The 25479-nt window shown below is 43.3% G+C and carries 24 protein-coding genes and 4 pseudogenes; 15 read left to right on the top strand and 13 right to left on the bottom strand.

Annotation, left to right across the window (positions count from 1 at the left end):
* Positions 1-180: 180 nt before the first annotated feature.
* The 6 genes and pseudogenes from E1757_RS20480 to E1757_RS20450 form a co-directional block, all read left to right on the top strand.
* Entirely contained in the window at positions 181-1854 is a 1674-nt protein-coding gene (locus E1757_RS20480) for an Ig-like domain-containing protein (RefSeq protein ID WP_133231545.1), read from the top strand.
* A 650-nt stretch (positions 1855-2504) separates the two neighbouring features.
* Positions 2505-3125 carry an SRPBCC family protein gene (locus E1757_RS20475; RefSeq protein WP_220446513.1) on the top strand — a complete coding sequence of 207 codons (621 nt, stop codon included), beginning with the start codon at positions 2505-2507 and terminating at the stop codon, positions 3123-3125.
* The gene (locus E1757_RS20470; RefSeq protein WP_133231541.1) at positions 3122-3451 is read left to right on the top strand and encodes an ArsR/SmtB family transcription factor; all 330 of its coding nucleotides are present in this window, start codon (positions 3122-3124) and stop codon (positions 3449-3451) included. The genes E1757_RS20475 and E1757_RS20470 overlap by 4 nt, the downstream gene beginning before the upstream one ends.
* 131 nt (positions 3452-3582) lie before the next feature.
* Positions 3583-4170, top strand: a pseudogene (locus tag E1757_RS36560) (DUF998 domain-containing protein).
* Positions 4171-4199: 29 nt separating this feature from the next.
* On the top strand, positions 4200-4595 hold the full coding sequence (locus E1757_RS20455) for a VOC family protein (protein WP_133231537.1): 396 nt from the start codon (positions 4200-4202) through the stop codon (positions 4593-4595).
* Between the two features lie 267 nt (positions 4596-4862).
* A pseudogene (locus tag E1757_RS20450) lies at positions 4863-5210 on the top strand (class I SAM-dependent RNA methyltransferase); the annotation flags it as partial.
* A gap of 69 nt (positions 5211-5279) precedes the next feature.
* Here E1757_RS20450 and E1757_RS20445 read toward each other — a convergent pair.
* The 8 genes and pseudogenes from E1757_RS20445 to E1757_RS20410 all read right to left on the bottom strand — a co-directional run bounded on the left by E1757_RS20445 (position 5280) and on the right by E1757_RS20410 (position 12366).
* Positions 5280-6011, bottom strand: a complete 732-nt coding sequence (locus E1757_RS20445; RefSeq protein WP_133231736.1) for an aminoglycoside 3'-phosphotransferase — start codon at positions 6009-6011, stop codon at positions 5280-5282.
* Between the two features lie 180 nt (positions 6012-6191).
* A pseudogene (locus E1757_RS20440) lies at positions 6192-6434 on the bottom strand (AAA family ATPase); the annotation flags it as partial.
* 28 nt (positions 6435-6462) lie between these two features.
* The gene (locus E1757_RS20435) at positions 6463-7293 is read right to left on the bottom strand and encodes a metallophosphoesterase family protein (RefSeq protein ID WP_133231535.1); all 831 of its coding nucleotides are present in this window, start codon (positions 7291-7293) and stop codon (positions 6463-6465) included.
* Positions 7290-8423 carry an ABC transporter ATP-binding protein gene (locus tag E1757_RS20430; protein WP_133231533.1) on the bottom strand — a complete coding sequence of 378 codons (1134 nt, stop codon included), beginning with the start codon at positions 8421-8423 and terminating at the stop codon, positions 7290-7292. The genes E1757_RS20435 and E1757_RS20430 overlap by 4 nt, the downstream gene beginning before the upstream one ends.
* A 12-nt stretch (positions 8424-8435) precedes the next feature.
* The gene (locus E1757_RS20425) at positions 8436-9263 is read right to left on the bottom strand and encodes a carbohydrate ABC transporter permease (RefSeq protein ID WP_133231531.1); all 828 of its coding nucleotides are present in this window, start codon (positions 9261-9263) and stop codon (positions 8436-8438) included.
* Positions 9253-10143 (bottom strand): carbohydrate ABC transporter permease, encoded by an 891-nt coding sequence (locus E1757_RS20420; protein WP_133231529.1) that lies wholly within the window; start codon positions 10141-10143, stop codon positions 9253-9255. The genes E1757_RS20425 and E1757_RS20420 overlap by 11 nt, the downstream gene beginning before the upstream one ends.
* Before the next feature lie 86 nt (positions 10144-10229).
* Positions 10230-11534 (bottom strand): ABC transporter substrate-binding protein, encoded by a 1305-nt coding sequence (locus E1757_RS20415; RefSeq protein ID WP_133231527.1) that lies wholly within the window; start codon positions 11532-11534, stop codon positions 10230-10232.
* Positions 11535-11607: 73 nt separating this feature from the next.
* On the bottom strand, positions 11608-12366 hold the full coding sequence (locus E1757_RS20410; protein ID WP_133231525.1) for a DeoR/GlpR family DNA-binding transcription regulator: 759 nt from the start codon (positions 12364-12366) through the stop codon (positions 11608-11610).
* 272 nt (positions 12367-12638) lie between these two features.
* Between E1757_RS20410 and E1757_RS20405 the strand changes: the two are divergent.
* From E1757_RS20405 to E1757_RS20395, 3 genes and pseudogenes are all read left to right on the top strand, one after another.
* A pseudogene (locus E1757_RS20405) lies at positions 12639-14922 on the top strand (metallophosphoesterase); the annotation flags it as partial.
* 154 nt (positions 14923-15076) lie between these two features.
* The gene (locus E1757_RS20400) at positions 15077-15670 is read left to right on the top strand and encodes an RNA 2'-phosphotransferase (protein WP_133231734.1); all 594 of its coding nucleotides are present in this window, start codon (positions 15077-15079) and stop codon (positions 15668-15670) included.
* Positions 15651-16436, top strand: a complete 786-nt coding sequence (locus E1757_RS20395; protein ID WP_133231523.1) for a TatD family hydrolase — start codon at positions 15651-15653, stop codon at positions 16434-16436. The genes E1757_RS20400 and E1757_RS20395 overlap by 20 nt, the downstream gene beginning before the upstream one ends.
* Before the next feature lie 82 nt (positions 16437-16518).
* Here E1757_RS20395 and E1757_RS20390 read toward each other — a convergent pair whose 3' ends face one another.
* Positions 16519-16806, bottom strand: coding sequence for a hypothetical protein (locus E1757_RS20390; protein WP_133231521.1), 288 nt, complete (start codon positions 16804-16806; stop codon positions 16519-16521).
* A gap of 221 nt (positions 16807-17027) precedes the next feature.
* Here E1757_RS20390 and E1757_RS20385 point away from each other — a divergent pair, with 221 nt between their 5' ends.
* Genes E1757_RS20385 through E1757_RS20375 form a run of 3 tightly spaced genes read left to right on the top strand, consistent with a single transcriptional unit; the run spans position 17028 to position 19067 of the window.
* Positions 17028-17942, top strand: coding sequence for an ATP-grasp domain-containing protein (locus tag E1757_RS20385; protein WP_133231519.1), 915 nt, complete (start codon positions 17028-17030; stop codon positions 17940-17942).
* 5 nt (positions 17943-17947) lie between these two features.
* A complete protein-coding gene (locus E1757_RS20380; RefSeq protein ID WP_133231517.1) occupies positions 17948-18667 on the top strand; it encodes a riboflavin biosynthesis intermediates N-glycosidase in 720 nt (239 codons plus the stop codon).
* A gap of 49 nt (positions 18668-18716) precedes the next feature.
* Entirely contained in the window at positions 18717-19067 is a 351-nt protein-coding gene (locus tag E1757_RS20375; protein WP_133231515.1) for a hypothetical protein, read from the top strand.
* 53 nt (positions 19068-19120) lie between these two features.
* On the opposite strand, the gene E1757_RS20370 is transcribed toward E1757_RS20375, so the two are convergent.
* Positions 19121-19447 carry a hypothetical protein gene (locus E1757_RS20370; protein WP_133231513.1) on the bottom strand — a complete coding sequence of 109 codons (327 nt, stop codon included), beginning with the start codon at positions 19445-19447 and terminating at the stop codon, positions 19121-19123.
* 60 nt (positions 19448-19507) lie between these two features.
* On the opposite strand from E1757_RS20370, the gene E1757_RS20365 reads away from it, so the two are divergent.
* Complete coding sequence (locus E1757_RS20365; RefSeq protein ID WP_133231511.1) at positions 19508-20005, top strand: SF0329 family protein; 498 nt, start codon at positions 19508-19510, stop codon at positions 20003-20005.
* Between the two features lie 116 nt (positions 20006-20121).
* Here the strand turns inward: E1757_RS20365 and E1757_RS20360 are convergent, their stop codons facing one another.
* The 3 genes from E1757_RS20360 to E1757_RS20350 all read right to left on the bottom strand — a co-directional run bounded on the left by E1757_RS20360 (position 20122) and on the right by E1757_RS20350 (position 23389).
* Entirely contained in the window at positions 20122-21126 is a 1005-nt protein-coding gene (locus E1757_RS20360) for a hypothetical protein (RefSeq protein ID WP_133231509.1), read from the bottom strand.
* A 141-nt stretch (positions 21127-21267) separates the two neighbouring features.
* Positions 21268-22092: a WYL domain-containing protein gene (locus tag E1757_RS20355; protein WP_133231507.1), complete on the bottom strand. Its 825-nt coding sequence runs from the start codon at positions 22090-22092 to the stop codon at positions 21268-21270.
* Complete coding sequence (locus E1757_RS20350; RefSeq protein ID WP_133231505.1) at positions 22079-23389, bottom strand: helix-turn-helix transcriptional regulator; 1311 nt, start codon at positions 23387-23389, stop codon at positions 22079-22081. The genes E1757_RS20355 and E1757_RS20350 overlap by 14 nt, the downstream gene beginning before the upstream one ends.
* A gap of 52 nt (positions 23390-23441) precedes the next feature.
* Between E1757_RS20350 and E1757_RS20345 the strand changes: the two genes are divergently transcribed.
* The gene (locus tag E1757_RS20345) at positions 23442-23702 is read left to right on the top strand and encodes a hypothetical protein (RefSeq protein WP_133231503.1); all 261 of its coding nucleotides are present in this window, start codon (positions 23442-23444) and stop codon (positions 23700-23702) included.
* A gap of 268 nt (positions 23703-23970) precedes the next feature.
* Positions 23971-25470 carry a TROVE domain-containing protein gene (locus E1757_RS20340; protein ID WP_133231501.1) on the top strand — a complete coding sequence of 500 codons (1500 nt, stop codon included), beginning with the start codon at positions 23971-23973 and terminating at the stop codon, positions 25468-25470.
* Positions 25471-25479 lie beyond the last annotated feature (9 nt).

Raw genomic sequence — 25479 nt, 5'->3', positions numbered from 1 at the left:
AATAGCCGCGCTTAACATGGATGGAATCGTCGACAAACGTGTTAATTCCATATACGTCAGCAGATAGAACATACATCCCTGGTTTCCATTTTTTTCTACCCCACGTTCTTTAAAACGAACATCCCTGCGAATATCTTTAGTGTATTCCAAATTATTACATTCATTGAGGAGGGAGAACAATTGAGAAAAAAGGGTTTATGGAAGAAACGGATGTTCGCAGAAGGAGATGGGGATTCGATGCAAAAAAGAGATGTACTCAGAAAACTGATTCTTGCATGTGTCCTATCATTCAGCCTTTTATTGGGCGGGAATACCGGACTTGCAGCTTCTGAGAGGCAAGGACCGGAGATTCAGTGGGAAAAAAATTATGGTCCAGGCATAAATCTCATTGAAGTTCAAGCAACTCAGGATATTGGCTACACTGTGATGGGAACTACATACGAAGATAAGGTGTATCTAGCTAGAAGCGACGAACAAGGAAACGAGCAGTGGTCAAAAACATTCCAACTGAACGCAAAAAATTCATCCGGAACTGAAAAAAAGGCAACCGTTACTGCCTTTTGGCACACACGAGATGGGGGCTATCTCTTAGGAGGAACAGTCCCTGGTTTTCACTTTCGATATAATGACTATGTAATTGTCAAAACAGATAAGTACGGAGAAATACAGTTGAAAGAGGTTTTTGATTCAGGCGCCTACGGTCACTTTAACATGATTCGGGAAACGAACGACGGCGGTTCTGTAAATGTGATATTTACTGAGAGTCTGAATGCCGGATCATTCCATACAGCGGCGCAAAAAAGGGACGGCAGCGGAAAAACAGAATGGACCACCGTGCTGGGCGGGGGCGGACCGAGTAGTCCGAATGTTTATGCAAGTTCCGTTCAGCAAACAGCGGATGGCGGATATATTGTCTGCGGTTCGAAAGACACTAGTTTTTCCATTTGGAAGTTGAATGCTTCGGGTGCAATTGAGTGGAATAAGATATATGGATTCGACGAAGGTCATGTAGTCCAAACAGCGGATGGCGGTTACGCAATCGCAGGTACTCTCACTGCAGGCGATGTCGTACTGACGAAAACCGATACACTCGGTAAAGAGCAATGGAAGAAAACGATTGGCGGCGGCAGCGGAAAACCGATTTCACTTGAGAATACCACTGACGGAGGCTACTTGATAGGTACATCCCAGCGAGTGTTCAAAACGGATGCTCTTGCTTCGGTGCAATGGTCTAAAGCCGTAAGCAATATGACAAAGGCCGTCCCGACTAAGGATGGCGGTGCAGCCATTCTGTATTCTCCAGACACTCTGTTGAAACTGGCCGGACAATCGAAACCCCCGCAAACCGGGCTGAAGCTCGATTCGGAAGATTACAGCCTAAGCATCGGACAAACGCTGGATACCATCCTTACGTCTGTCTATGGAAATCAAAAGATCAATGTCACCCAATACGGTGCCTATTTAATTGCCGACCCTTCCGTTGCATCCGTAGATAACTCCGGCAATATTTCGGGCCTTAAGTACGGACAAACCGTTCTGACCGCTACCTATAACGGTTCGCAAGCTAGGGCCAATGTTTATGTTTACGGCGGAGCAACCGGAAGCGGAAGCGAATTGAAACTGGATTCCGAAGATTACAGCCTGAGTGCCGGTTCTACCTTGGACACAGTCCTCAGATTAACGAAGGACGGCAAAACAACTAAGGTTACCGGGCTGGTTACCTACTCTACTGCCGACCCGTCGGTCGCAACCATCGATGCCATGGGTAATATTACCGGATTGAAACAAGGTGTGACCGTCTTAACGGTAATCAATAATGGCCTGAAGACAATAGCAACCGTATATGTGTATTAAGCTAGAATCCCTCGGCCGGCCGTAAAGCTGAGGGATTTTTATCGTACACGCATCGAAAGGATGCTCAGCAATAAGTACATTTTTTAATCATGCAATTTATTACCCTATGGGTTAACTTCCATCGTATCACAAACAGACAAGTTTACGTTACTTTGATTATGGAACGGATATTGGAACATGTTGGAGGCCGGGAACCCTAATAAATGACCCCGGCTTTTTGGTGTCCGTAAAACGATCGTTTTAGAGACTGTTGATCGGCTATAGCTGCTTGATACCGCCGTTTTACCCGATTCGGTAATCGATCATCGGGCAGTTCCCTGAACACTGCTACGATATCGTAAAAGATATTGAATCCCGGCATATTACCACAGACCACAGATGTGGAGTTCTAACCTCTAACCTCAAATTCTTCCCCAGTTTTGTTTGATATATTAGAGAGCGCCTTCCTGCGGCGTTCTCTTTTAATATACTTAATCAAAAGCCGGTTGACCATGCAACTTCACATAGGCTGATCCCTTGACAAAACCCTTAGTACAAGCTACGCTTTATATAAGCGTTAACTTGTATAACAATAAACTTGTATAACATTAAACTTGTATAACGCTAATTTGTGAATGGAGGTGAGTCATATGTTCAATCTAGAATCTTGTTTGGGAGAAGTAACCCGCACGGTGTCGGAGCTCGAGCGAGAGGGAAAGCCTGCTCGCAACGTTACGCTGGAGCGGTCTTACGACACGACGCCGGACGATCTTTGGGATGCGATGACCAATCCGGAGCGCTTGCCTCGCTGGTTTGCGCCTGTTAGCGGTGAATTGAAGCTCGGAGGCCGGTATCAAATCCAGAATAACGCGGGCGGCGTAATTACCGAATGTGTGCCACCGCATTTTTTCTCCGTGACCTGGGAATTCGGAGGTGGCATGAGTTGGGTCGAGCTGCGCTTAGCCGCTGAAGGGGAAGACCGGTCCCGCCTAACGTTGTCTCACATTAGCCCTATTGACGACCACTGGAGAACGTATGGGCCTGGCGCGGTTGGTGTCGGCTGGGATCTAAGCTTGGTGGGGCTGGCGTTCCACCTCTCGGCGAGCGATACGGACCGTATAGATGAAAACGCTTTTAGCGCCTCCAGCGAAGGAAAGACTTTCATGGCCGACTGCAGCGAGGAATGGCGGCGTGCGGCTGTTGCAGCCGGAGAGAATTTGTCCCAGGCTGAGGAGGCAGCGAAGCGGGTTACGGTCTTCTACACTGGCAGCGGGTCGCAGGAGGCGGAATGAACGCCTTCGACGTTCTCGGCGATCCGGTACGGCGCCGCATCTTGGTGCTGCTTGCTGAGAGCGAGCGACGTTCTGGCGATATTGTCGAGGTCATCCAGCACGAGTTCGGCATTACCCAAGCCGCCGTTTCGCAGCATCTTCGGGTTCTGCGGGACAACGGGTTCGCCCGCGTAAAGGTCGATGAGCAGCGCCGCATCTATTCGCTGGACGCCCAGCCGCTGCAGGAGGTCGACGATTGGCTCAATCGTTTTCGCTCCTTCTGGGAACCGAAGCTCAGCGCACTCGAAACCGAGATCGCGAGGGGCAAAAAGATGCGGCAAAGTTGAAGGTTCGCCGACTTTCTGACGGAATCGTGGTCTACAAGTCCGGGATCACAAGGCAACTCAAATACGACTGCGGCAAAACTATCGGAACCTGAATCGGCTTCAGTAGTCGAGTGTAAGAGGAGATGTAGCTAATGACGCTGAACAAAAGGTTACTTGTGTGCGCCGCCATTGCCGGGCCGATTTATATCATCGTCGGCTTGGCCCAGATCTTGACCCGAGAAGGCTTCGATATGACCCGACATCCACTAAGCCTTATGAGCACAGGCGATCTTGGATGGATCCAAATAACCAAATTCATTTTGACCGGTTTCTTAGTGGTAATTGGCGCGATTGGGCTGCGTCGGACGGTCAAGGGGGACAAGCGCTGAAGGCGCGGTGCGCTGTTCATTGGCGTCTATGGCGTTTGCGTGATCGGCGGCGGCATATTCGTCACCGACCCGTCGCTAGGATTTCCGCCTGGCACACCTGATGTATATCCGGAGACGATAAGCTGGCACAGTATGCTCCACTTTATATTTGGCCAGCTTGGTTTTTTGGCTTTGATCATTGCAAGCTTCATATACGCTCGGTATTTTGCAGCCGCCAAACTGCGCGGATGGGCTGCCTTTTCGGCCTGTACAGGAAGCTACTTTTTTGTTGCGATTGTTGCAAACATTGCGGACATGGGTGCAGCATGGACTTCAGTAGCATGTGTAATTGTGGAATCGATGCAATTTTGAATCGAAGTATAAAAGGAGGAAGATTTACTATGGATAAGGTGATACCTTTCTTAATGTTTCAAGATGGCAAAGCAGAAGAAGCGATGAACTTTTACACATTACTCATCGAGGATTCTGAAATTACAAGCATTGTTCGGTATGGAGCGAATGAAGCCGGAGAAGAAGGGACCGTGATGCAGGCTACTTTTACATTAAAAGGGCAAGAATTTATGTGCATTGACAGTAATGTCAAACATAAATTTACCTTTACACCTTCGTTCTCAATCTATGTTGCTTGCAGTACTGAGGAAGAAATCAAGGCGCTCTATGAGAAACTTAAAGAAGATAGACAAGCTCTGATGCCATTGGGCAATTATGGGTTCAGTAAAAAATTCGGTTGGCTGAATGACCGTTACGGAATTTCATGGCAGATTAACCTGATCTAATTAACGGTTGTGTAGAACATCTCAAGGTAATCCGGCCGTTCTTCGATGGTTATTGCAGATTTCGCGATGTCTTCATCCAACTGTCCGAATAAATGATTCCGGACCAGATCGAAGGCATGCTGCAAGGCACCTCAGAAACGTACCAATCACCCTCCTTTGTATTCAACACATTGCGCGGTTTATGACGTTCACGGCGGACGGCAACGACTTTAGAAATAGCCCAGGGACAAAATCGAGGTTTCAGTCGTTTTGGACTTGGATTTGGACGTTGAGGACTCTAAGCGCAATGCATTATTGAATAACATCCACAACGCCGAATTCGCTGTCGGCGCAGCCGAAGTCGTCCTCCCGCACTGGCAAGCCGAAGGCGTGTCGCCCGACGTCATCGTCGTCGACCCGCCGCGCAAAGGCTGCGACGCGGCGCTGCTCGAGACCATCCTCGAGATGCGCCCCGATCGCGTCGTCTACGTGTCGTGCAACCCATCGACACTAGCCCGCGATCTCCGCGTCCTCGAGGACGGCGGCTACACCACCGTCACGGTTCAGCCGGTGGATATGTTTCCGCATACGACACATGTGGAGTGCTGTTCACTGTTAGTGCGGAAGGACAATTAAATCGGAGATGTATTGGCGAAAATAGCAAAGAGGGGCGGCGAACCCCTCTTTTTTGTTGAATGAATGATTTTAATCCGTCAACTTAATCAGTTTTGTAAAATAATTCAGTCCGTCATCGTTAATATCATTTCTTCCATAAGCATCTAAAAATATATCTTTGTATTTATCAGTCTTCAAATTATAATTTAGTGTCCATATTCCCCAATAGATATCGTAATGTCTGTCGCCTACTCCACCATATCCTAAATCAATAAAACCTTTGAATGAAAAGTTATCCATTAAGATATTAGGTAAGCAGTAATCACCATGTATTATCACATTGTCAATAGCTGAATAGTTGTACTCATTCATAATACTAAGGTCTATCCCCTTAATATGTGCTTCATTCAACAATTCATTAGTTCTATTGCCATATGGACAGCCCTCTGTAGGTAGTGAGTGCAACATTTTTAGATATTCGCCAAATACACATGCTAATTTACTAGGATTCTCAATGTGTGGCACTGCCGTTCCATTTTCACCACTTACTGCTTCTGTAAATAAATAGTCATAATCTAATCCTGATTCATAGGCTATGGCATTCGGTGCGACGTTATGTTTATGTAAAAATTTTGTCATTTTGTATTCACGTTCAAGCGAACCTCTTTTGCTTATCTTTAGAAAAGCACGTTCTTCACCCGAAACAAAAAGTGTCTTTGCATTTTCGGAACAACTACTATCATAAATTGTTGCCCCTTTTATATACTGCCTAATGGTTAGCGGTATGGTCTCAATATCAAAGGAGACTTCCGTTCGTTCCATATAATTCCCCCTCCTCGTACAATTCCTTAGCAAAATCTTAACATAAAGTTCGGATTGTTTTGTGTAAAGTATGATTTCATTCAATTTTTCTTGATATCTTGAACCCATACTCGGCGGAACGAGGCTTTGTGCATCCATCTTGAAGTTGAGCAGGAAACGAATTTCCTCCAGCATTTCACGATCCAGCAGATGCGCTTCGTCGACAACGACAACCGGCTGAAGCCGATGAATGCCGCGCATGAGCTCGATTTCGCGATGCAGTTGGCGTTTAGCGTCACCGCGATAAAACTTGGATTCGCAGCCGAGCTGCTCCAGCAATCCCTTGTAGAAATGGCGCGGCGTCAGCTTGGAGTCCGACAAGTAAAGCACCTTGTACTTCGTCGGATCCAGCACTTGAACCCAGCACTTGAACCGCCGAATCATCGTCGTTTTACCTGCAATAAATTAATGATTAGTGTCCATAATGTTCAATGGTAAGTCTTTCATTTTCTTCATGAGTTAGAGCCCAAATCACTTTCTCTTTAGGATTTACATAAATCGTATTTGAAAAAATTTCTCGGTCACGAATTGAATAATAATTGTAAGAATTTCGGTTTGAATAATACACCATTTCTTTTGAATGCTGCACACCAAATGCAAGACTTTCAATTGAAAATTGCGGTATATTCCCTATATGATTGATGCCTGAGGTATGGAGATGTCCACTATGAATGCTAATAATGTCACTCTTTATAAGAATATCAATTAATCTATCAGACACTTCTGTTGTTTTATCACCATTCCAGACTAATGGGTGATGCATAAATAATAGTGATCCAGCTTCTGATTTTTCTTTTAATATGGCCTCTAGCCAGTCTAACTGTGCATCTGATAAATATCCCTCATGTAAATCTTCAACGGATGTATCTAAGAAAATTAGTCGATATCCGTTAATCTCTTCCACATAATCTAATGAAGTTGATTTATTTTCGATTTGATAAAAGCCTTGATAGAAGCTTTTTTTATCATCATGATTCCCCAAACAATAATAGACTGGAAAACCAGGCGGAATATTGCCTTCCACTAACAATTTTAAGTTTTTATAGTCTTCCGCACTTCCATCATGTACAAGATCACCCGTTATTGTAATAAAATCTATTTCTCCAAAATCAATATTTTTTAGTACATCTACTAAATTTTCTGCTGGATTTTTAACTTCCTTAAAAACTTCTTCCAGTGGATCATTGATATAGTTATTTCTTAAATGAGTATCGGATAATTGAATAAATGATATTTGATTCATGGGTTTGTCCTCCTATTTGATAACTGGGATTTTTTCAAAATGATATTTTCCGGATAACCAATATTGTTTTCTGTTTCTTTGTCGAAGAAATGAATTTGATCCATCGTTATATTTACGAACACTTCTTCACCGTCTTTAAAAACATTAGAGGCCTCTATCGCAATCGCATTTACACCTTCTACATCTAAATGAATTGCAAAATTACTTCCTTGGTTTTCTGAATGTTTTACTTTTGCACGTATACTTCCTTCGATAGGTGTTTTTGATAATTGAAGATGTTCAGGTCGGATGCCTAAAACTAATTGATTGCGATCCCTTTTTTCAACATAATTCTTCCAATAATCACTTAGCTGTATAGACTGCTTTCCAATTTGTAGAATTCCATTTGTATATTCTACATTTTCTAAAATATTCGCAGGTGGATTTCCAATAAATTTAGCAGTGAATATATTAGCAGGACGATGGTAAACATTTTCTGGAGTATCAAGCATTTGTAATACCCCTTTATTTAATAAGGCAATTCTGGTACCAAACGTCATCGCCTCAATTTGATCATGTGTAACATAAACCATTGTTTGTTTATATTGATTATGAATATCCATAAGTGCTGTCCGAGCTGAAATTCTCAATTGGGCATCTAAGTTAGAAAGTGGTTCATCTAGTAAAAAATAATCACTATTCTTTACAGTAGATCTTGCCAAGGCAACCCTTTGTCTTTGACCACCAGAAAGTTCACTTGGCTTTCTGTCATAATACGGTTTTAATTGAAGAAAATCAGCTGCTGCATCCAGTCTTTTTTCAATTTCATTTGTGGGTACTTTCTTTACTTTAAGACCATACGTAATATTTTCTTTAACAGTCATATGAGGATATAGTGCGTAATTTTGAAAAACCATTCCAACATTACGTTTACCAGGTGGAATATCATTTACCCGCTCATTTCTCATGTAAAGATGACCTTCAGTAACATTTTCTAGACCAGCAATCATTCTTAAAATTGTTGATTTTCCACAACCTGACGGACCTAACAGCACTAAACGTTCACCCGAATGAATTTCAAAATTCAAATTGTCAATAATTACATGATCTCCGTATAATTTTCTTACATTTTCAAACCTAATATTTGCCACTATTTATTCCTCCTATTTTATTCCCGATGAAGTAAATGTTCCAATAATGTATTTTTGGAAAATCAGATAAAGTAATAGTGGAATTGACATTGTAATCACTGACACAGCCATGGCTACCGCAAAATTCGTGCCACCTTCTGAGCTTATATACATCTGTAGTGCTAATGGCAAAGTATAAGTTTCTTTTGATTTTAAAATCAATGAAGGCCATACAAATTCATTCCAAGAATTTACGAAAAACCAAATTCCTACTGATGTCATTTGTGGTTGTATTAGAGGTAAAACAATATCTTTCATAATTCTATAATTACTAATCTCATCAAGCTTTGCAGATTCTATTAATGAATAAGGAATAGATCTCATAACTTGAGTTAACAAAAAAATCCCCGCTGCATCTGCAATTTGAGGCAAAATAACACCTAAGGTATTATCCGTTAATCCAACTTTAGAGAGCATTAAATAGTTTGGAACCATCGTTACAGTAAATGGAATAAAAATCGTTGTAATTAATATAAAATACAGAGGTTTCTTTGTATTAAAACTAAAGTAAACAAAAGCATAGGCTGCTAAGAACGATGTTACTAATTTTAAAATCGTCACAGTTGTCGCAATGGTAAAGTTATTCATGATAATTTTGAACAACGGTAATTGCTCATATAATTGACTGTAGTTTTCAAAAGTTAGTGAAGTGGGAAATATAGCCAGCACATTATTATATACATCCTGTAATGTTCTAAACGATGTTCCCAATGCAAATATAATTGGCATAATCCAAATAATAACAACTACTATAAATAACCATTTCCAAATAACTGAAGATAATCTACCCTCAATTTTCATAGTGGACCCTTCTTTCTACAAACCAAAACTCTAAAAATAGAAGCAGCACAAACAAACCTAATGTTAGAATTGAAAATGCTGCAGAAGTCCCAGTGCTATAAATATCAAATGCCAGATGATACGACTGATAAATCAAGTTTGAACTTGCCGAATCAGGGCCCCCCTGAGTTATTACTTTTACTGGCGAATAAACATACTGTAAACCTGTGACGATCGTCATAATGAGGATATACACACCTGTTGAACTGCTCATTGGCATTACAATATCTTTTAAGATTCTCCAGCTTGGAATATTATCAAGCTTTGCCGCTTCGATAACTTCATTTGAAATACCTGATATCGCTGCATATAAGGTTATAAAATTATATCCAAATACTTTCCAGGTCACAACTAAGCTAATTACGACAATAACTAAACCTTGCGTCTGGCTCCAATTTGGTATTGACAAACCGATAGATTGAGCAATTCGTGCTAATGGCCCGGAAATAGGATTTAGTATCCATGTTGCCAAAATTGATCCCACCACTAATGATATAAAAGATGGAAGGAAAAATGCTGACTTAAAGAAATTTTTAAAGTTTCGTATTAATAAATGAAGTACGAAAGCAAAAATGTAAGGCACAACAAAATTTAAAATTAACAAAATAACAATATACCAAAAAGTATTCACCAATACTTTATAGGTATTGGGGTTCGTTAAAACATCAGTATAATTGGCTAACCCAACAAAGTTCTTAGTAGGTGCTATCATATTCCAATCAAAGAAACTTAAGTACAGTGTGTATATAGTCGGCCAAAGTACAAATAGGCTAAGAATCACTATTGAAGGTGATAAAAGAAGTATTGTTTTCCATTGTATCTTCTTAAAATAAACTAACATATTGTCCTCCAATATTATGCACAACGTTTAAAATAGGAAAATAGATTATCTGGTTGTAACCTATTTTCCTATTTACATTCATGAACCTATTTTATTAATCCATTGATAGCATCTTGAGTTTTTTTCAGTTCCGTACTTACATCTCCGCCACCTAAAATACGATCTCTCATATCAAGCAGCATTTGCTCTGCTTGAAGACCTGAGTTTCCAGGGAACGGTGCCCAAGAAATAAGATTTTTCAATGTTGAATATGCTGCGCCCATCATATTATCTTCTTCAATTAACGTTGCAAGATCTTTATTATTCGTTGCATCGGTTGTTTCAGGAAGATATCCTGTACCTTGTGTCCAAGCAGCTACACTATCTGATTCATATAAGAATTTCTCAAATTCCCATGCTGCTTTTTGCTCTTCTGCTTTATCAGCCGTAATTGCCAACAATGATCCCCCTGCTGGCACTTTTAATTCCTTGCCTTCAAATGTAGGGGATGGAACTGCAATTGCTTTAAATTTGCTATTTTGGGTAATATTTTTTCTTTGACCAATTGTCAAATGAGCCATACCTACATCTCCAGAAACAAATGCCTGTTGACCTTGGTCAATACCAATGTGTAATGCACTGCCGCCTTTAACTAAATCTTGATAGAATTTGTATGTTGCGATTCCCTCTTTACTATCAAATGACGCTTTACCGTTAGTAAGGGTTTTCGCACCGTTACTTTCCATCATTTGTTGAACGTTCCAAGTATCTGCTGCCTCAGCAATATATAGCCCTTTTTTTCCAGTAACCTGAGTTATTTTTTCTGAAGCCTTTGCAACAGCTTCCCATGTTTTCAAATCATCTGGATTGATACCTGCTTTATTTAAAATATCCATGTTTAAATAAAGAACTGGAACACTTAGTGAATATGGCAATCCTACTTGTGATCCTTTGTTGTTAACCGCTAAATCTAAAATATTACTTAGGTATTTTTCTTTTAAAAAGTTTTTATCATTCGGATAATATTTATCGATAATTGTTTGAGGCTCTACATATTTAAAATTATTAGAAAAATATTCTCTATACGACCAACCAATTTGTACTAAAGCTGGAGACTGACCTGCAGCAACTGCAGATTGTAAGTTTTTCATTAGACCTTGGTACATCCCTGCGTTGTATACGCCCTTAACCACAACTTTACCTTGTGATGCGTTAAACTTGTTAATCAATTCAACAACTGTTTTTCCGCCTTGTGTTTCTGCGTTTGGATACCAATATTCAATAACGGTTGGATCCTTCTTAGAAGGGCCGCTAGCTTCAGAAGATTTGCTAGATCCCAATGAATTGCATGCAACCAAAACTAATGTTAGAGCGACGAATCCTAGTACTAAATTAAAATACTTTTTTAACATGATAACTCTCCTTGATAACTATTATTTTTGAATAGTTAATGTTTGTAGCACTGCCATACAACCCACATGGTTCTTAAACCGAATAAACCGTGATACCGTTGTCTTGAAACGGCTTGAGGTCATATTCCGATGCTTCTTTCCCTGTGACCAGCGCGTGGATCGAACTAATTGGGGCCATCAAATGAAGGGAAAGCTTTCCGATTTTGCTGCTGTCCGCAACCACAATCATTTCCCGAGCCGCCTGAATCATCGCTTGCTTGGCCGGTACCACCCATGCTTCCGGATGCATTAAGCCGTGTTGAGGGTGCAAAGCGTTGGGACTGATAAACGCCTTATCTACATGCAACGATCTCAATGCATGATCCGTGAACATGCCGTTCAGAAAATAACCGGACAGCTCGCCGCCGGTCAAAATAACTTGAATTCGCGGTGCATCGCGCAGTTCTGCAGCGACATTCATATCGTTCGTCACTACCGTAATATTGGTGCGGTTTATAAGGTTTCTAGCGATGTGCAGAGTAGTCGTCCCCGAATCGATAATTATGCTTTCTCCATCCTGAACCAGGCTAGCAGCCATTTTTCCGATTCTCATTTTTTGGTCCAAGTGCTGGGTGGACCTTTCCATAAAAGGGGGTTCGTCAAGGTTACATTGCTCCATCATGACGACTCCACCGTGTGTTCTTTTCAGTAAGCCATTTTGTTCAATTTCCGTCAGATCCCGCCGGATCGTCGCTTCGTGCACATGAAATTCCTTGGCTAGTGCGGCGATCGTCGCAGTTCGGTTCTGTCTGACAAATTCTACCATCCGCATTTTTCTCTCGACCGCTAACAAAGACTTCCTCCTTTCACATAGCTCAATGTTCAATTCTGCGAATAATTATTTTTTTTTGCTTTATATTGCTCATTCCTGATTATAATCACGAATTATTAACCGAGTATTTTTCCGCCATTAAGAATATGTAAAGATTGTTGTTAAGTGTTGTGGGGATGCTACCTTTCAAAAATAAAAGGTGTTAACACAGAGTCTGTAAATCAAATATTGAGAAAAAATTTTAAGTCCCTAATAGGCAGTTAGGTGGCAAGAAAGTCAGCAATTGGACGTTATCTTCCGGGTTGTCTGAGGATTTTCGGACCAAGGTGAAGGAGATTGCGTTTCAAAACAACTACAACCTCGAAGTCATCGTCTTCGATTACCGGAAGCGGGAGGATTACTATGCGTCGGAGCGTTCGAAGAAGCTGATCACGAACCACATTAACCGGCTGAAAAAAGAGGTTCTCGGTTCGCTGCCCCGCGAGGGATACGGTAAGATTCATAAAGTACGTGCTAAAGACTTTTATGTGGCCGAAGAGGGAAGGGCGAATCCGGAATACCAAATCATCGTTGAGGATTTGGATACATACTTGGTGACCATTCTTCCACAAGAACAGCAGTACATCATCATTGGCGACGTTCATGAATGTGTGGACGATTTGAAGGGGCTGCTGCTCGATCACGGATACAAGATCGAAGCGGGCAAGCTGGTAGTGACCGATAAGTTGAAGCAAACCAAGCTGGTTTTGGTTGGTGACTGGATTGACAAGGGCAAACAAACGAAGGACGTCGTTGAGTTTCTATATGATAATAAGGAGCACTTTTACTTCGTGCTTGGGAATCATGAAAATTTCGTCGACAAGTATATATAAGGGTGAAATTAAAGGCGTTGACCAAGAACTGCTCCACACGTATTTTGACTCGACACAAGCATTAATGAATGACCCGGAACTGCTAGGTAAATTTCAGCACCTGGTCTCGATTTCGAAGCCATTTTATCGGTATGTGGGTACAAGGGGGCCGTCCTTCTATGTCACTCATGCCCCGTGCCGGAATAAATACATCGGCAAGCTGGATACGAATTCCATACGGCATTAAAGGAATTTCCGGATCGACCGGGAAGTGCCTCTTGAGGGGCAGCTTGCTTTTCTGCAGGAGGAATCGGCCAAAAATCATCCGTACCACGTGTTCGGGCACGTCGCGGCCAAGCAGTCTTTCCGAATCGGTAATAAGATTCATATCGACACCGGCAGCGTACACGGCAACCTGTTGACCTCCGTCAGTATCTCGTATAAACCGTTTATGAAGTCCCGGAAGTCCCGCCAAGCGATGATTACCTAGGAACTGCAAACCTTATTCAAGGTGGAACGAAAGGTTTCCGTTCAAGACCTTGGCGAGGATGACATTCGCAGGCTCCACTATTGCTCGCGAAATAGAATCAACTTCATCTCAGGTACGATGTCTCCGGCGGACAAGAATGACGAGACGAATGAACTGGAGTCGTTGAAGTGCGGTCTCGATTATTTCAGGGGACTCGGCGTTCAGCAAGTCGTCCTGCAGCCCAAATATATGGGCTCGAGATGCAACGTTTATTTGTATAAAGATCTGGAGCAGTGCTTTGCGGTCAGCCGGAACGGTTACAAGATTAATCATGTGGATTTAACGGAGGTTTATGGCAAGCTACTGCAGAAATTCGGCGGTTTTATGGAACAGCGGAAAATTGCCATGCTGATTCTGGATGGAGAGCTTCTCCCGTGGAAGGCGCTGGGCGAGGGGCTGATCGAAAGGCAGTTCAAGCCTATTGAAAAAGCGTTGGAGACAGAGCTGACGTACCTTCAGCAAAACGGTTTTGAGGAAGCCTTTAGCAAGCTCATCGCCGAATATGAAGCGAGCGGGTTTGAGAAAGATCAGCATCATATTGCGAAGTCTGCTTTAAGCGAAAAGTATGGCCCTAGTGTGTACCAAAACTACAAGTACGTCCATGAAATCAGGGATACTTATGTCCCGCTAACTGAGCACGTAGAGGCTTATCAGATGTACAGAAGGCAGCTGGAGCTGTATGCGGAAGACGAAGCCATGGAGTATAAGCCGTTTGCTGTTCTGAAGATTGTTTATGAAGACGGTAAGGAAGAAATCCCGGAATGGAAGACCTCCGAGATGTACGGTTTTCTGTCGAAGGACGAGGCGCTCACGCTAGACTTGGCCGAGCCGGACTGCCTGGAGAATGCTGAGCGTTACTTTTCCAAGCTTACGATGGAGAACCATATGGAGGGCATTGTGATCAAACCCGAGCTGTGGGATGGAAATACGGTTCCTTATATGAAGGTGCGGAATCCCGAGTATTTATCCATCATTTACGGGTATGATTACAAGTTCCCGCATAAATACCGCAAGCTGCTCAAGCAAAAGAATGTGAATCAAAAGCTTCGCACCTCGCTTAATGAGTATCAGCTTGGGATGCGAATGCTGGCGGTACCATTTGAAGAGATTGCGCCTGAGCATGAGGCATATAAAGAGATCGCGGCCAATTTGCTGTTTGAAGTTGCGCAAGAGCGGGAGATCGATCCGCGTCTATAATCTTAGGATGTCAGAATCATTCAGTTGATTCGGGCATCTTTTTTTACATGGAAATCTCGGAACGTTTGGATTTAACCAAATATTCCCGTCCCCCGAGCATTTGAAAAGGTTATAATGCGATTAATGAGAGCAATTAGGAAGTGAAGTGGAAGCGATGTTAAATGAAGCAATGGAAAAAAGCTTAAGTAAAATGATGACGAAGATTCTTCGGCACACTCCCGAGGATTTTGGTATTGTCCTAGATCCAGTGGACGGTTCGTGTACGTTAAGCACTTTACTGGAGGCCATTCAAGCCCAGCCGAAATGGGCGTTGGTGAGACAGGAAGATATAGAGCAAGTTGTACGCAATTCGGATAAGCAGCGTTTTGAAATCGAAGGATTCCGTATAAGAGCAAGGTACGGCCACAGCCATGATAAAGTTCAATATGCTCCGGCTGATCCTCCGGCTATTCTCTACCATGGGACGAACAAGAAAGCTCTCCCATCGATCTTGAAGGAGGGCCTAAGTCCGATGAGCCGGCAGTATGTTCATTTGTCGGAAGGCCCCCATTTTGCAACGCTCGCGGGAAGTCGTAGAGGTGAGCTAGTGATTCTTAAGATCGACACGATGAGTGCGAAGCAACTGGGAGTCACGTTCTATTACGCGGGTAACGAAGTATGGTTAGCTGACCGTGTGCCGACTGAAAGCTGCTCGGTGATGGAGACTAGGGAAAAGGAGCACTCGAATCATGAATCATCCAATCGTTGATATTGGCGTCAATCTGATGCATCGTTCCTTTCACCAAGATCGCGAGCAGGTCGTTGAAAGAGCGATGGCAAACCACATTTCACCCCTTATCATTACAGGAACGAGCCAGAGGAACAGCATAGAAGCGGCCCGCTATGCCATACGTTACGAGGGGAAGCTGTACTCTACTGCGGGAGTCCATCCCCATGATGCGAAGAATTGCAATGGAGAGACGATCACGAAGCTAAAAGAACTAGCGGCACTGCCGCAAGTGGTAGCCATTGGGGAATGCGGTCTAGACTATAACCGGGATTTCTCGCCGCGGGATGTCCAGCGTAAATGGTTCACCGAGCAAATTCGTTTGGCTCTTGAGTTAAACATGCCGCTATTTCTACATGAGCGGGAGGCATTTTCAGATTTTATTGCGATTCTTAAGGAACATTCGGTTCAAAAAGCGGTGGTCCATTGTTTTACAGGAACTCAGTCTGAGCTTAAGGTATACCTTGAAATGGGCTTTTATATAGGAATCACCGGCTGGATTTGCGATGAACGAAGAGGCAAGCATCTGAGGGAACTTGTACGAATGATTCCGCCCAATCGGCTTATGATCGAGACTGATGCACCGTTCTTGACTCCACGGGACTTAAAAGAAAAGCCAACGGATGGACGGAACGAGCCTGCATTCCTGCCACATATCCTGCAAGCCGTAGCACGATGTATCGGAAGACCTTTAGAAGAGGTCGCTAAGGCAACAACGGAGACAGCGGCGGAGTTTTTCGGTATTTAATTCGAAGGGATATAGTAACGAGTGGCAGCAACAATCGCTTATAAATGCTCAAGCGCCGGGCTTCCCTGACCGACGCTTGAGCTTATTTTCTTCTATAGAACTTTTCCCAATCTTTTATAACTTCTTCCTGAGTCAATAATCGGTTCCTCAGCCATCGGGATGTTTTCCATTCATGTATCGCTTGCTGCTTTGTTTTGTAAAAACGGTAGTCGCAAATATTCCAGGAACAGAACAGCTTTCGGTACCATTTTCCGTTTTGAACGTCACCCGTAAAGCGACGAACGGTTTTGCTTGCCTGCCGTTTGCTCCAACGGGTACCTGGTGTCCGGTGGTCTGTCGATACGGGTGATTTTTTTACGCTATTACTCATTGGGCTCTCTAACCTCCTTAGGGGGAAGCTAGAGGCCGTCTAATTTCTTCATACTCTCACCTCATCTGAATTTGTTAGTTTCTGTATATATAAACGCTGTCGATCAAAATATGTTTCTCAGAAATTAAAAAGGTGATTGTGCTTGAATGATTATTTTCTCACTCCAAGCAGCTGCCAAGATATGGTACGATTTGGTTAACTTTATTTATGGAGGACTCCGTATGAAGATCCTATTTTGTTCTGATCCCTTGGATAGCAAGGTTGTTGATCAGGAATATGAACAGGAATACAAATGTGCCCGAAAGCTAGGGATGGATGTCCATTTGGTTTCACTGGAGTCCGTTTTGGATGGGGACTTAACCAAGGCAGTTAAGCGGATCCCAACATTTGAAGTCCAGGAGAGGTTTATCTATAGGGGATGGATGCTAAAGCCTAATGATTACGAAAAGTTATATTACGCACTGCAGCAGAAAAATGCCGTCCTGATCAGTTCTCCTATGGAATATACAATTGGGCACTATTTTCCTTATTCTTATGAAGCTATTAAAAAAGCAACCCCACAGAGTATTTGGCTCGGAATTGAAGAGCTTTCAAATGATTTCGATGTTCTGTTAGAGAAGATGCGCATATTCAAAAACAAACCGGTTATGGTTAAGGATTACGTAAAGTCCAGAAAGCATGAATGGGAAGAAGCTTGCTATATACCAGATGCTTCCGATCAGCAAAGAGCCCAAACGGTTTTTCGAAACTTCATTGATCGCCAAGGCTCGGAGCTTAATGGCGGTATTGTGATTCGTGAGTTTATTCAACTGGAGCAGCTCGCCAATCATCCTAAAAGCGGTATGCCTTTATCGAATGAGCACCGGCTATTTTTCCTCCAACACACGCTGATTCAGTCTATGGGGTATTGGGATGAGGTGGTTTATCAACAAGAAGCTCCTAATCTCGACTCGTTTATAGAATTAGCAAAGGGCGTGGCTAGTCAGTTTTTTACGATGGATATTGCCAAAACCATAAGCGGAGAATGGACGGTTATTGAGATAGGAGATGGGCAGGTCTCAGGACTTCCAAGTCATGCGGACCCGGAACAGTTTTATAAATCGATAATGGAACTAGAGGTCAACCCAGAGAGGTGAAAAGTATGGATCATATTCCTGAAGAGTTAAAAAATCATTGGGAGAGGGTAATCGCAGAACGCAGGCGTGAGCTGCTGCAGATAAAGCCGGAGGAACGGATCATAAGGTTTTACGAAACCAACAAGCCTTATGGCTGCTTTTCCAATTTCGCCCGACTTCCAATTGAAATAGAAGAGAAAGTGTGGCCAACGTCCGAGCATTATTTTCAAGCCATGAAGTTTGTAGGAACAGAACATGAAGAATTCATTCGATTAGCACCGACCGCTATGGAAGCAGCAAGATTGGGCAGAGACCGAACACGCCCGCTTAGAAGGGACTGGGAAGATTGCAAGGTCAGTATAATAAAAGAAGCTGTTCGAGCTAAGGTTCAACAACATCAGGAAGTTAAACAAATCTTGATGTCTACGGGCAATTGTATTTTGGTTGAGCATACTTCCAATGATTCTTTCTGGGGTGACAACGGGGATGGAACCGGACGTAACATGCTCGGCCAAACTTTGATGGAAGTTCGCAGCGAACAGGAGGGCTATTCGCCAGAGTTCTTTTTGCCACAATGGTTGGTCTATCCTGAGCACCATCCCTACAGCATGTTTTGGAGGATGGGAACAGGAGAAACTTATCTTATGTATTTATGGGAATGGCGAAAAGGGTTGAGTAAAGAAGCATTACGAGAATATGACGCTTACTTTGCCCCTCCGGCAGATTGGAATAGGGCAGAAGAATAAGCTGGTTGGAAGATAGGTACTAATATGATTCAAAAAGGGGGCTGGAACTTTGTACAAATCGGTAATAAGAGATGGCAAGTTTCTTGTTCTTGTAGTTGATGGCATCTTCGATACCCCGTTAATGGAGCTACCGACGGAAGAACTTGCTGATAAAGTTGCTTTTGAACTCCAAAGTGCCTGGGAAGATGGCATAGAGCGGGGCTCTAATCAAAAACAAAGTGATCTCCTTGGTACCGGGGGAGATACTGAGATTACGAGTAATCTTCAAAAACTACAGGCAATGAGTGCCGAGGAGCGAGATGCTTATCACCAAAGGGTAGATAGGCGTAATGAACGAATTGAAAAAGTTGCAGAAGCAAGAAGATGGAGAAACGTTTTAAGCTGGAAAGAGCATAATTGAAGAATAGACCGCTATTGCCATCCCCAAAAAATAAATCGAACTAACTTCAGTTTTCAAGTATTTGAAGCATCAAGTTGCAAATATTTCTCTCGTATTTCCAGTAAATCATAAAGACTTAGATTTTCAATTTCATGGTTTTCCATTGGCCTATAACAGTCATTGATTAATCCCTTTGCGTGAAGCTCACGTGAAACGAGTTGTCGCCACTGTTCGAACATCAAAATAATAATTTCTTGTTCCTTATGATCCGGGCCACCGATGATCATTTGATCTAGTCCGTATCTTCCTTGAATATCATCCAAAATGCTCTTCACTATTTTAAGAGCAAGATCATCATTACTATCCATATGTGGAGACGAGGGTACTTTAATGTTCATCATCGTTCCAACCAACTCCAATACAATATAATTAGGATAATTAACTTGAAAGGAACTTTTATTATGTGGTCAAAATTAAGGGTGAGATTAAAGAGTTTTATTACCGAAGAGCTAAGGAATAGAATTGATATTCATTTAACTCGATATCATGATGCACATGACGGTTATGGCGAAATATGGATTACATTAGACGGAAAAAAGATTTTTGGCGGCGGATATTACCATTGGTATATGACACCTGTTCCCGATGAATTATTAAACTCATTTCAACTTCAACATGGATTCCACAATGATTTTTATAAAGTAAATATTGAATCCAAAAAGGTTGAAGAAATAATGCGATATGGCGTTCACGAAACAAGTCATATACTCATCAATCTGGATAACTATATGAATACATCATTTTCAGAAAGTCTGACTTCAAATAATCCCATATATAAAGCATTCTCATTAATTGATAGAAGGCTAGGGAGGCGTAGATTTGAAGGAATAGTCCTAAGTGACGATGAACATCCATTAGTAAAGATATTCTTTGAACTTAGGCAGGATTGTTTTAAGTGAAATTAATAAAGATTTACTGATCACGCTTGTACTCCGACGCGGTAAAGGTCAGCAGTGTTGTCTGTATGAATAGACTTCTCCGAGATACCTAGGGAAGACCAAAGCTGTTTAACCGATCAATTCCCATCAATCTCAAGGGCAGAAATTGCGTACTGAATAATGTTTTGGCGAATTTTCTCTGGCAAATTTATGTCCCCATGCATAAGTGCATACTCACTTACACATACTTCTTTACCATCTTGTTGTAACTTTTTGACCAAGGAAGATAATGTATCTAACGGATTTATCGGCGCGCGCAAAAGAGATGAGGTTATTTCAACCAGTATTTCATTTGGATCTATATCTTGAAAATGAAGTCGGCCAGAAGTTTTTTGGATTTGTACTTCATATTGATCATTATGTTCGAGGATTTCCCAATCTGGCCACAGCTCTTTCATTCTTTGAATGATATTTGAAAACGTATCCGCATGCCATATGTCCATTTGCTTGTTGTTGAAGTCCAGATGAACTCCGGAAGACGGAAAATCCTTTGTCCAGTCTCCAATATGAAATTCTTTATAGCCAAAGGATCTATTGCAGCTCTGTAAGAGCTTCGGTCCATGCAGCAAAAATCCTTCGATGCCACCATATAGAGGAAAAATCAGTGTTTTCTCGTCATCAAAAGTAATAGTAACAATAGTATCAACCAAATCCTTTTCCTCAGGTGGAGCTAAACTTATTTCAGCTAAATCATCATCTTGGCGGGTTAAAACAACTTCTCTTGAAACTCCAACATATCCTGCAATATCGACGATACCCTCATTTGCCCACAGGAGCTCCCAGTCCCCCCAAACTTTTTGCATTAACCTTAGGAAGATTCTTCTGTATGGAATGCTCCATAGTTCTTCTTCACCGCCAAAAAATAAAAGCAGTTTTTTCTCTGCATCAATGACAACTCCGCCTTCAGCCCAAATATCGTCCAACCAATCTGTCTCATCTATCTTAGATTGTGCCTCTACAAATGAAATCGCATGCTGGGGTCCCCAAAACAATTCTCGGGGAAGAGTGTTGGCGCACCAGTGATTATAGTAAAGATCATATCCATCTTGATGAACGATAACCAGATTAGCTCGTTGCCCCATTGATCTCTCTCCTTTTTCCCTAACTTCACTTTAAAATCGAATTGGTTTGAAATCATTCTGATCATCAACAAGAATTACTGGCTCTCTTGTAATGACTTTGTTAGCATGTCTTTGACCTCCAACAGCAAAATTCATTACCAACTACGAAGATAGCTCCTCATCTGCCGCAATAACTCCGTAGCGCTCCAAAGCCTTCGTCGATGATTCGAGCATCCGTCTTTTCAAATAATCGCCTACAATCACCCGAACCCGCTTCCCCAGAAAACGGATCTTGGATAGTAAATACTCCATTTCATCTCCAAGCAAAGAAACCCTGACTCGATAGGTATCGTTCTCCGTATCGTACTCAACGTTTTTTTCAAAGCTGGAGAAGGCGTACAGGATACGGGACAACTCTGCGTTATAAACAGGGACAATTTCAATAATCACTTCACTTTTACGCGATTCAAGAGCTTTTCCGATCTTCTTTATAATGCTTTCCGCTGCAGACGGATTGATAGGTTCTGGCGTGACAGAGTGGATCTTCTTCAGCCTAGTGCTCATGAAGGCGTGATGCCGTACGTGATACCAGAGCAAATACCATTCTCTTTTAACCATGGAGTATTCCAATTTATAAGGAAAGCCCGAATGCTCTGTGTTTACACGCCCACCCTTGACCTCGTACGTTATTCGGATACCTGTCTTATTCATGATGTGACGGCGCAAAGGCCGCAGGAGCGGGTGGTAGACCTGCTTTTTCATTGTACGGGCTTTTTCAATCAAGTGTTGGGATATATCCATCACCTGATCCGTTTCGAGGGCTGAATGCAGCTTGTCTAACGTATCCGCAGTAAAAGCATCTGCCGCCGCGGGATGTTCCAGCATCGTCTTCAGCCATGCCCGTTCGTGCGAAGTGACCATGAAGGTACCGGAATCCTCCAACCTGGAGATGATCTGGTGATTGAATATTTTCTCAAACAGATTCATAGTAAGACTGGATCTCCTTCCATTCGGCAATCATTTCCCGACGGAACTGAGCGGGCTCAAGAACCTCACAGCTGGAACCAAAACTCCGCAGCCACGGCTTGATTTCGGTAGTACCGTTTACGGTTATCTCATAAATAAAAGAATGTTCATCTTCAAACACAATCTGTCCCCACTGTCCCTGCAGCATGACCCGCTCTTTCACGAAGTTCGGTTCGGAGCCCTCCGGGTTATAAAATCGGGCGCGCACCGTCACCGGCCGGCCAGTATCGATCAGCCAGCTATAGCTTATTTTCTCGGCAAGCTCGATTTTCTTTTCCTCATACCAAGCCTCGTCAACGGATTCGTCCTCTTCAATTTGCGTGATTCCCTCCATGCGGTATTTTCGAATTCCCTCTCGGCCGTGGGAAAGAAGATACCATCTTCCATATTGATGATCATAGACAATTTTAAGCGGCAGCGTCTTTTCGGCTTTGCCTTCCGTATCCCGTTCAAACAGGGGATTGGTGTTCTTGGAGGCGTAGCTTTTTTCAGACTTCGGTGAGAAGTACAGAAAACGGACCTTGCGGCGGTGACGAATGGCATGGAGGAGCGTGAACAGATGTGCCTCGTCCAGGATCCGCGAGTAGTAATGATATTTATATAAAAATGGCTCTACAGCATATTGCTCGACTTGATTGCGTAAAAGATGTTTCTTCAGTCCATCACGCAGCAGATATCCTTGAACGGAAGGGACCTGGGTGTTCGCCATCACATCCACAAAATCGTACAAATCGAGAAGCTCTTCGTCCGATAAGCTGCGAATCAAGTTGTCTTGAATGCGATAACGGAAGGGGCGAGGCCCGGTCTCCCTCTTGATAACTCCGACCTCCTCCAGGTACTTGAGATCCGACCGAATCGTTTTTTCGTCAGGCAGAGGGAGATCGGAAGGCAGACTACTGCAGCACATATCCAGGAGTTCCATCGCAGTCAAAGCCTGCTCATTCATCGCGGCTAAAAGCAGCGAGATTCTCTGGCTTTCGGATTCTTTGACGGATTTGGCGCGAAACAGAAACAAGAGCAGCGGGTCGGTGGAGTCATAATAGCTGAACCGAATGGCTTCAGAAAATTCTTTGCTCTGTTCCTGTGATAAGTTCTGGTGCACGGAGCTGACGACCTCTTTGAGTCGCCTGATCGTTTTATCAAAAGTGTGGACGGAAATGCCCAATCTTTCTGCGAATTGTTGCCTGCTGAACGCACCACTTGTCAGCACCAACATACGCAGGAATTGAATTTCTTTATCGAAGCTCTCCTTAGCCAAAGTTATCCCCCGTTCAAAAAAACATCTTCTTCCATTGTAACAGGGGAGGGAATTGGATGAAATGGAAAACTTTATGACCGGTCGTAATACTTTCGCCATGTTCGTTGCTCCAAAAATAAGCGAATATAGATACAGAAGCCGATGCGATAATGCGGCGGCTAAAAAGATCATCGAGGCGCATGGAAGGGTTACTTCGCATCCGATACGAAAGGTCGTTGGTTCAAATCCAACTTTCACCGCAGGGTGGAGTAGCTCAGTGGTAGAGCATTCGTCTGCACCTTTCCAAATCAACTCTTTCCTCGATGAGCTTTAAAAAGTCAATAGCGTAGCGAGGCGCCAGAAAGGGTTCCTTCGACTTATATGGGATAAGTATTGATGGTGTCTGTCTTGGCACTAACGGCCTTTTCAATCATTTCCTCGCTTCGTTAAGAAATAACTTAAGCAGCCGGTGAGGCGCTGGGATGGGTTACTTCGAGCTTAATCGACCAATGTTTTACCCGGGCAATACGGCAGGTTCGACTCCTGCAGCAAACCTATCCCGCCTTTTCCTCACCATTGCTATTTGAAGGAGGCAATCCAGTATGAGTATGGCAAAAAAACTATTCGGTTCGCTTAGACCGAATACATTCAATAAAGATCACTACCCAGCATTCGTAAGATCTCTGGAGGAGCAGTATTTACAGACACTACTGACCAATACCATGAGTAATACCTTTTACGCGGATCAAAATGAACTGCTATCCGATGCAGAACAGCTTCATCAGGAGATAGCGAACAGTAACCCGAATTTTATGGCTAAGGCAATTATATTTGCTCGGAACGAGGGCTTTATGCGATTGCAACCTTTATTCGGCCTGGCGATTCTCTCGATTTATCGGCCGGATTTGTTTGCGAAGATCTTCCTGCTCGTGGTTCGGATTCCTTCCGATTTGTCGGACTTCCTAATGATATTGAAAGGTATGGGGCGTGGAGAGGGCGGACGTGCCGTCAAGCGGCAGGTAAACCGTTTCTTGTCCGGAGTGTCCGAATATTGGGCTATAAAATATAACGGCCGTGGACGCGGCTACAGTCTGGGTGATGCCATTGCAACCGCTCATCCGAAACCGGAAGACTTGAAGCAGCAAGCATTGTTCCGATATTTGCGGGGACTGGAGGCTAACCTTGCCTTGCTGCCTCAAGTCGAGGCTCTGGAAAATCTGAAGCTCGCCTCAACCGAGGAGGAGCAGATCGCGTGGATTGAACGTGGTAAGCTTCCTTATGAAACGGTTACGGGTGCAATCAAGCCATCCAAAGCCGTTTGGGAAGCGCTGCTTTACCAGATGCCGACATTTGCACTACTCCGGCATATGAATGCTTTGCAGCGGGCTGGGGCTTTGGAGGATAAGCGCAACCTGGACTATGTCGTAAACCGTATTACCGACGAACAGGCACTGAGGAAGGCTAAAATCCTGCCATTCCGGTTAGCGACGGCTTTCCGCCAGGTGGATCATCCGGAGTTACGGGATGCTTTGCGAGAAGCTGCCGAGCTTACGTTCAACAACCTGCCTGAGCTCGGGGAAAAGACGGCAATTTTCCTTGATATCTCTGGCTCGATGAACGGCCAGTACTTAGAGATCGGTTCGGTGTTTGCTTTGGCACTGTACAAAAAGACGCAGGGCAGTTCGTTGTTCTGGCTGTTTGATACAGAGGTTGTGGATGCTCGGCCTTCCCGCAAAGACAGTATCTTAACCCAGGCGGCACAAATCCATGCTCGTGGAGGAACCGATACAGGTGCGCCTGTTCGGAAGCTGATCCAAGAGCGGCGGAAGGTAGATCAAATCATCATCATCACGGATGAGCAGCAAAACAGCGGCAGTCCGTTTTATGAGCAGCTGAGACTATACCGTTCGAAAGTGAACCGGGACGTGAAGGCATTTATTGTTGATATTGCTCCGTACCGGCATGCGATGGTACCGGATCAAGATCCTCAGACTTTTTACATTTACGGTTGGAGTGATACTGTGCTTTCCTATATCGCGCAGTCAGTAAAAGGCTATTCTTCGCTGGTGGAGCGGGTAGAGGGAGTAAGTTTAGACGGTTAAAAAGGTGGG

The organism is Paenibacillus piri, assembly GCF_004354045.1.
Taxonomy (GTDB): Bacteria; Bacillota; Bacilli; order Paenibacillales; family NBRC-103111; genus Paenibacillus_S; species Paenibacillus_S piri.
This window is presented reverse-complemented; position numbering and strand designations above follow the sequence as displayed.